The 6386-nt window shown below is 41.4% G+C and carries 6 protein-coding genes and 1 pseudogene; 4 read left to right on the top strand and 3 right to left on the bottom strand.

Translation table 11 applies throughout. The features are described 5' to 3' along the window. Window positions 1-418, bottom strand: a pseudogene (locus IM507_RS09085) (ATP-binding protein); the annotation flags it as partial. Between the two features lie 361 nt (window positions 419-779). Between IM507_RS09085 and IM507_RS09080 the strand changes: the two are divergent. Both IM507_RS09080 and IM507_RS09075 read left to right on the top strand, forming a co-directional pair. After that, entirely contained in the window at window positions 780-2033 is a 1254-nt protein-coding gene (locus tag IM507_RS09080) for a competence/damage-inducible protein A (protein WP_002793358.1), read from the top strand. A 207-nt stretch (window positions 2034-2240) separates the two neighbouring features. After that, window positions 2241-2372, top strand: coding sequence for a hypothetical protein (locus IM507_RS09075; protein ID WP_002731870.1), 132 nt, complete (start codon window positions 2241-2243; stop codon window positions 2370-2372). Between the two features lie 411 nt (window positions 2373-2783). Here IM507_RS09075 and IM507_RS09070 read toward each other — a convergent pair whose 3' ends face one another. Continuing rightward, window positions 2784-4379 (bottom strand): Hsp70 family protein, encoded by a 1596-nt coding sequence (locus tag IM507_RS09070; protein ID WP_123230924.1) that lies wholly within the window; start codon window positions 4377-4379, stop codon window positions 2784-2786. A gap of 187 nt (window positions 4380-4566) precedes the next feature. Between IM507_RS09070 and IM507_RS09065 the strand changes: the two genes are divergently transcribed. Together IM507_RS09065 and IM507_RS09060 are read left to right on the top strand one after the other, a co-directional pair. After that, a complete protein-coding gene (locus IM507_RS09065; RefSeq protein WP_002732928.1) occupies window positions 4567-5166 on the top strand; it encodes a Uma2 family endonuclease in 600 nt (199 codons plus the stop codon). A gap of 99 nt (window positions 5167-5265) precedes the next feature. After that, the gene (locus IM507_RS09060) at window positions 5266-5733 is read left to right on the top strand and encodes a DUF29 domain-containing protein (protein ID WP_002732981.1); all 468 of its coding nucleotides are present in this window, start codon (window positions 5266-5268) and stop codon (window positions 5731-5733) included. Between the two features lie 77 nt (window positions 5734-5810). Here the strand turns inward: IM507_RS09060 and IM507_RS09055 are convergent, their stop codons facing one another. Then, on the bottom strand, window positions 5811-6386 hold the full coding sequence (locus tag IM507_RS09055; RefSeq protein ID WP_042790429.1) for a Uma2 family endonuclease: 576 nt from the start codon (window positions 6384-6386) through the stop codon (window positions 5811-5813).

The raw sequence follows: 6386 nt of genomic DNA, 5'->3' as shown, positions 1-6386 counted from the left end.
TAAATAATACTATGGGACGATTGATAGCTTTTGCCCAATCTGATAAAAAAGCCTTGATTCTGCTTCCTGCTTCTTCCTGTTGCCATTCTTTTACAGGTGGTTGCAATTCTTTAGGTAAACGAATATTTATTGTATTATACCATGCCCCTAAAATTGCCAATTCTGCGGCAGTAGGATCATGATTAAATGCACTTCCTACTTCCACTGATACCATGACTGCGGCATAATTTCCTGTAGCAGTAAGTTGTTTTGCTAGGGCTAACATTGCGGTGGTTTTCCCCGTTTGTCGTGGTGCGTGTAGGACAAAGTAACTACGTTGTTGAATTAGCTCCTCTAAATCTGGTAATCGTACTGTGGGAGAGAGCATATAGTGGATATCGTTGGAACAGGGACCGGCAATATTAAACCAGCGAGTCATAGAATTTTATTATTTAGTGGACATTTTAATTTTAGATGATTTTGGTGGGGTTTGTCATGGCAGGAAGGAAGAGGTGATGATCGGCAATACCTTGTTATGCTTGATTATGATCAATTATTGTTATGTAGAGGAATGGTAGGCTGATTTTACGTTTGCTAATGGGTAGTGATACTAAATCTGGTTATTAAAAGTGGCATTTAATATACAAGACTTTGATTGTTGATAGCTTACTGGTATAATGTGGGAGCGCATTGATATGGTTAACTTCCATGACCATCGTTACCTAAACCCGATCGAACGATGGTGACAGGAGATCAGTTAATGATCAAAATTGAAAATCTTAAGCTAATTGTCAAAAATTATGGCCGCTGAAATTATTTGTGTAGGAACGGAATTATTATTAGGGGATATAGTTAATACTAACGCCCAATATTTAGCTCTAGAATTGGCAAAATTAGGCATTCCCCATTATTATCAAACGGTGGTGGGGGATAATGTAGAAAGACTGAAAAAAGCGATCGCTATTGCCCGAGAACGTTCCTCAATTTTAATTTTTACCGGGGGACTGGGACCTACTCCCGACGATTTAACCACAGAAACAATCGCCGATTTTTTCCAAACGCCCCTTAGAGAAGATAAAGAGATTTTAGCAGAAATCGAGGCTAAATTTACGAGTTTAGGGCGAGAAATGCCTCCTAGTAACAGTAAACAGGCTTTAATACCCGTGGGAGCCGATTTTTTGCCAAATCCGACCGGAACCGCCCCCGGCATGATCTGGCAACCAGAGACTAACATAACTATTCTCACTTTCCCCGGAGTACCCTCAGAAATGAAGAGAATGTGGGTAGAAACGGCCATTCCTTACCTAAAAAGTCAAGGATGGGGCAAAGAGAGGATTTATAGTCGTTCTCTGAAATTTCGCGGTATCGGTGAGTCAGCTTTAGCGGAAAAAGTAGCCCATTTATTCGCTCTGACTAATCCCACCGTTGCCCCCTATGCTGGTTTAGGCGAAGTGCGTTTGCGAATTGCGACGAAAGCCCCTTCTTTACAGGCTGCTTTGCAGGTAATTGAACCGGTAGCGACGGAAATTAAGGAAATCGCCGGATTAGATTATTTTGGGGCCGATGATGATACTTTACCCTCGGTAGTGGGGGAACTGTTGCGGCGACAAAAACAAACTTTGAGTGTGGCAGAATCCTGTACCGGAGGGGGATTAGGGGAAATTATCACCCAAATCGCCGGCAGTTCCGATTATTTTTGGGGTGGGGTTATTTCCTACGATAATCGGGTAAAAGTTGCCCTCTTAGACGTAAATGAGCAGGATTTAAATAATGTCGGGGCTGTCAGTGCCATTGTTGCCCAACAGATGGCTCTAGGAGTGCAAAAACGCCTCGCTACCGATTGGGGGATCAGTATCACGGGTATTGCTGGACCAGGAGGAGGCAGTGAGACAAAACCCGTGGGCCTAGTTTATATCGGTTTAGCCAGTCCTGACGGAAAAGTGACTGTATCAGAGCATCGTTTCGGAGAAAATCGAGATCGCTTGACCATTCGCCAGATTAGTGCCTATACCGCCCTCGATCGCCTACGACGGAACTTATTAACAATATCTTAAAAAAGAATTACCAAGAATATATACTCAGACTAAAAAGTTATGTTAAGCTTAATATAAGTACAAGATATAGATTCCCCCGTTCGTCAGATTGAACAGCCAAACGATAAAAATTAGTTAAAATTCTCTAGAATCAAGCTTTTGCGTGGCTGTTGCGGGGATCAATCGACGAAAACTCATAGCTAGTATCTCAAAGGAGCCATTTGGTCAATGGACTATTTAGATGAAGTGATAGAAAAATTGAGAGAATGGGCGCGCAAACTGGTCGAGAGTGTTTTTGGTCCGGAACCCGAACCCGAACCCGAACTAATCCCGATCCCCGTGCGCGATCACAGTCGATAAAGCCACCAGTAAAACAGAATATTGCGATAATATCAGTGCAAACTTACTATGAGTCTGCACTTGATTTTTAGGTGAAGCCAAGTCTAGCTTAGAGCAGGCTGAATAAATCTAAAATTTAGACTTTTTGGAAATCAAAAAGTACCAGATATGGGAGTAAGCGGGGGTAAAATTCAGGTAATTTTTTCCTAAAAATTAGGTAGGGTTTGCTGAATAAATCTAAAAACCTTGTTAGATAAGGCTTTTAGACTTTTTTCCCTCAAAAAGTGTTGACCATTGGAGTGATCCGGGGTAAAATCCCTGGACTTTTTCCCTGAAAATTAGGTAACTGACTACCTCAAAATCGGTAAAACCCCACACCCCACACCCCACACCCCACACCCTGCCCCCACGAGCAACTTTTTGCCGTAAACCCTAGCTTAATTTGGTGACTATTTGATTATTTAGTAACAATTCTTGACTGAGTAAATCTTCCACATTAATCCGCAGAAAACACTGATCATCAATCCAGAACTGCACTTTAATGCGATCTTTACCCCGGAAACCTAAAGGATCGAGTTTAGCGATCGAACGGGCCCCCTCGCGATCATTTAAGGGTTGGACGCTAGTTTCTCCATTACTCAGGGAACGAGTAATTAATTTATCACCATCAAAATAAACCTCCATTGCTCCACTTTCTGTGCCTAATTCGCCGATAATTAACTCAATGCTGGGTTGATTGTCCACGGAAGCACCTAGGACTAATTCCACGGGTTTTTCCATGGGATAGGGTTGTCCAGAGTTAATAATTGGATGCCAAGCGTGGGCATTTTTGCGACGATTCCAGTAACGAATGCCGTAGCTATGATAGAGAAAATCTTTGACTTGATAACCTTGGGCTAATTGTAACGCTCCCAAAGCGATCGCTTCAAAGGGTCGATCCTCTTTAATTTTACTACTATCAAAATACTGTCGCACCCAATCTTTTACCGCCGGAATTTGTACAGTTCCCCCAACTAATAACACCGCATCGATGTCGCTAACTTCAATTCCATTGCGTCTTCCCTGTTGCAAAACTCCCGTCATTAAATCATCTAATTGATTAAAAAAGTTTTGTTGTTGGAGAATATCGGTCAATTGTTCTCGATCTAAGCTTAACTCGTAACTCTCGAAATTTTCCTGATCAAAATATACCTCCTCGGCGGTTAATTGGGAAGAAAGTTTAATTTTTAATCTTTCCGCTAGACGAGTAGTCAAGGAAGTTTTCGCTAAAGATTGCTTTTGGGCAAAATAATCGACAATCCAATCATCGATATCTGACCCCCCTAAATTTATCCCCGCCTTGGCTAAAACTCTGGCTAGTTTAGTTTTTTGGGCGGAATTATTGCCTAAAAGTTTTTCTCCCCACTTGAGAATAAAACCTTGATTTTTTTGAGGATTATCTAAATCTAATTGTACCAAAGAAAGATCGAGGGTGCCACCGCCAAAATCTACCACTAAAATTACCTGATCACCCGTGCTTCCATAACCCAAAGCGGCGGCCGTGGGTTCATCAATTAGTCGAATTTGTTCGATTTCCCACCCCTGACAAACATTACTTAACCAATTGCGGTAACTTTCAAAACTATCAACGGGGACGGTTAAAACTAGAGATTGGGGGGTTTCCGAGGTGGTGTTTTTTAAGTTGTCGATGATGCTATCAAGGAACCATTGACCAACCCCCTCGAAACTGAGGACAGTTTCCTCTAATTCTGGTAAAAATCCTTGAATTTTTGCCCCGATACCTCGTTTAAAGCGACGAAAAAAACGCGGATCTCGATCGATATCTAAACCCCGATCGCGCACTGCTTGACCAGCAATTACTTGCAGAGGATTGGCTGATTTAATATAGAGTAAACTGGGAATTAGGGGCGGATTGTCGGCTATTTGTTGGGATAACTCCGATAATTTCACGGTTTCGGCCCTATTTGTCGCCCCATTCCAACGAGTAATGACGGTATTGCTGGTTCCGAAATCAATAGCGTAGAACACGATCGATAGTTTTTAGGTAAATTTAGTTAATTATTGGCTATTGTAACCTGTTATTTAGTGAAACCGCCCGATTGAGGTGGAAGTTTCCCTAAAAAATCGGGAATTTGTTCAGCGCAAGCTAAAGAATTCTGTGCAGAAACTTGACCAATAATCTTTAATAGTATAAGTTGCACCTGATCAAAGGATTATGTTAGCAGTTACTACCTCACCCGAAACCCTCTCCTTAGAAATTCCTAGCGCGATCGCTCTCTCTATCACCCTTGAACAGTTTGAAGCCCTTGCGGAGGTCAACCGGGACTTAAAATTAGAACGTACAGCCCAAGGAGAATTAATCGTGAATCCCCCGACAGGTGGCGAATCAGGACAGCGAAATTTTAGCTTAACGACTCAACTGGGTCGCTGGTGCGAAGAAAATGAAGCTTTAGGAGTCGGGTTTGACTCTTCCACTGGATTTATACTGCCAAATGGGGCGATTCGTTCTCCCGATCTATCTTGGGTGAGTCGAGAACGCTGGGAATCTTTAACCCCTAAGCAGAAAAAAGGATTTATTCCCCTCTGTCCCGATTTTGTGGTGGAATTGCGCTCTGAATCCGATAGTCTTGACAAATTACAGAAAAAACTGCTTGAGTATAGGGAAAATGGCGCAAGGTTAGGCTGGTTAATCGATCCCCAGAATCGGCAAGTTGAAATTTATCGTCAAGGAAAGGAAGTAGATATCTTAGAAAATCCCACTGATTTGTCAGGTGAAGATGTTTTACCTAATTTTAGCTTAAATTTAAAGCTCTGATGTTTTAAGGAGTAATCCTGCGATATTCTGCCAATGTTTTTGAGATCGGGGAGTCGCTTTAAAATTATCTAAGAATTCTTTTTTCTAGGTCATCATCAAATGAGCATCGAAAAGTCTTTAGTTTCCTCAGGTAAAAGTCTTTATCAAGAAGATTTCTACCGATGGTTACAAGAAACCGCTAATTTACTCAAAGAACATCGTTTTGAAAAATTAGACTTAGAAAATTTGATCGAAGAAATTGAAACGATGGGAAGGAGTGAAAAACGAGAACTAGAAAGTCGCTTAACCGTCATTGCCGAACATTTGCTTAAATTGACTTACTGGCTAACTGAAAAGGAAGCAAACGCTCAAGGGTGGCGCAGCACAATTGTTGAACAACGCCGACAAGTTCAACGCTTATTAAAGGAGAGTCCAAGTCTGAGAAGATTGATTCCTGAAATCTGGATAGATTGTTACCAAGCAGCCAGAGAAGATACTGTCAGAAAGTATCTTCTCTCTGCTGATTTATTCCCAATTGAATCACCCTTTGCCCTTGCAGAAATCCTTGATTCTGACTATCTTCCTTAAAACTAAAGTTTGGTGTTTTATCGATGAAGACAATGCCTAACAAAGCCAAGCGTTAAACGGCAATCACTACCTCTGATTTACCAAATCAAAGTAAGATTTAAACTAAATTCTGGCAGAATACTTTCCCCCGATAAACTCTCTGGATTAGTTAAAATTTTTACTGCCTGTCCTTGACGATAAATTTCCACTTCTCTAGTTTTTCTATTGATTAACCAACCTAAACGAGTCCCATTATCTAAATATTCCTGCATTTTTTTCCTAGCGGTTTCTAGGCTATCACTAGGAGACATTAATTCAATGACAAAATCGGGAGATAGAGGTAAAAATCTTTCCTTTTGTTGCGGGGTTAAAGCTTGCCATTTTTCTAAAGGTATCCAAGCAGCATCGGGAGAGCGATCGGCCCCATTCGGTAGTTTAAACCCCGTGGAGGAATCAAAAACTACACCTAGTTTATGTAGGTTATTCCATAACCATAATTGGGCAGTGATTCCAGCGTTAGAATTACCAGTTTCTCCTCCGGTTGGTGGCATAATAATTAAATCTCCTTTGGCGCTGCGTTCCAAACGTAAATCTCGGTTATCCTGACAAAGTTGAAAAAACTGTTCATCGCTGAGTTGCCAAGATTCAAATTTAATTTCTACTACTGTCATCAT

Origin of the sequence: Microcystis sp. M20BS1 (assembly GCF_020245305.1) — a bacterium.
Taxonomy (GTDB): Bacteria; Cyanobacteriota; Cyanobacteriia; order Cyanobacteriales; family Microcystaceae; genus Microcystis; species Microcystis ichthyoblabe_A.
This window is presented reverse-complemented; position numbering and strand designations above follow the sequence as displayed.

Excerpts from the sequence above, each read along its gene's own strand:
- IM507_RS09080 (WP_002793358.1), top strand. The coding sequence starts at position 780 with ATGGCCGCTGAAATTATTTGTGTAGGAACGGAATTATTATTAGGGGAT.
- IM507_RS09075 (WP_002731870.1), top strand. The coding sequence starts at position 2,241 with ATGGACTATTTAGATGAAGTGATAGAAAAATTGAGAGAATGGGCGCGC.
- IM507_RS09065 (WP_002732928.1), top strand. The coding sequence starts at position 4,567 with ATGTTAGCAGTTACTACCTCACCCGAAACCCTCTCCTTAGAAATTCCT.
- IM507_RS09060 (WP_002732981.1), top strand. The coding sequence starts at position 5,266 with ATGAGCATCGAAAAGTCTTTAGTTTCCTCAGGTAAAAGTCTTTATCAA.
- IM507_RS09055 (WP_042790429.1), bottom strand. The coding sequence starts at position 6,386 with ATGATGACAGTAGTAGAAATTAAATTTGAATCTTGGCAACTCAGCGAT.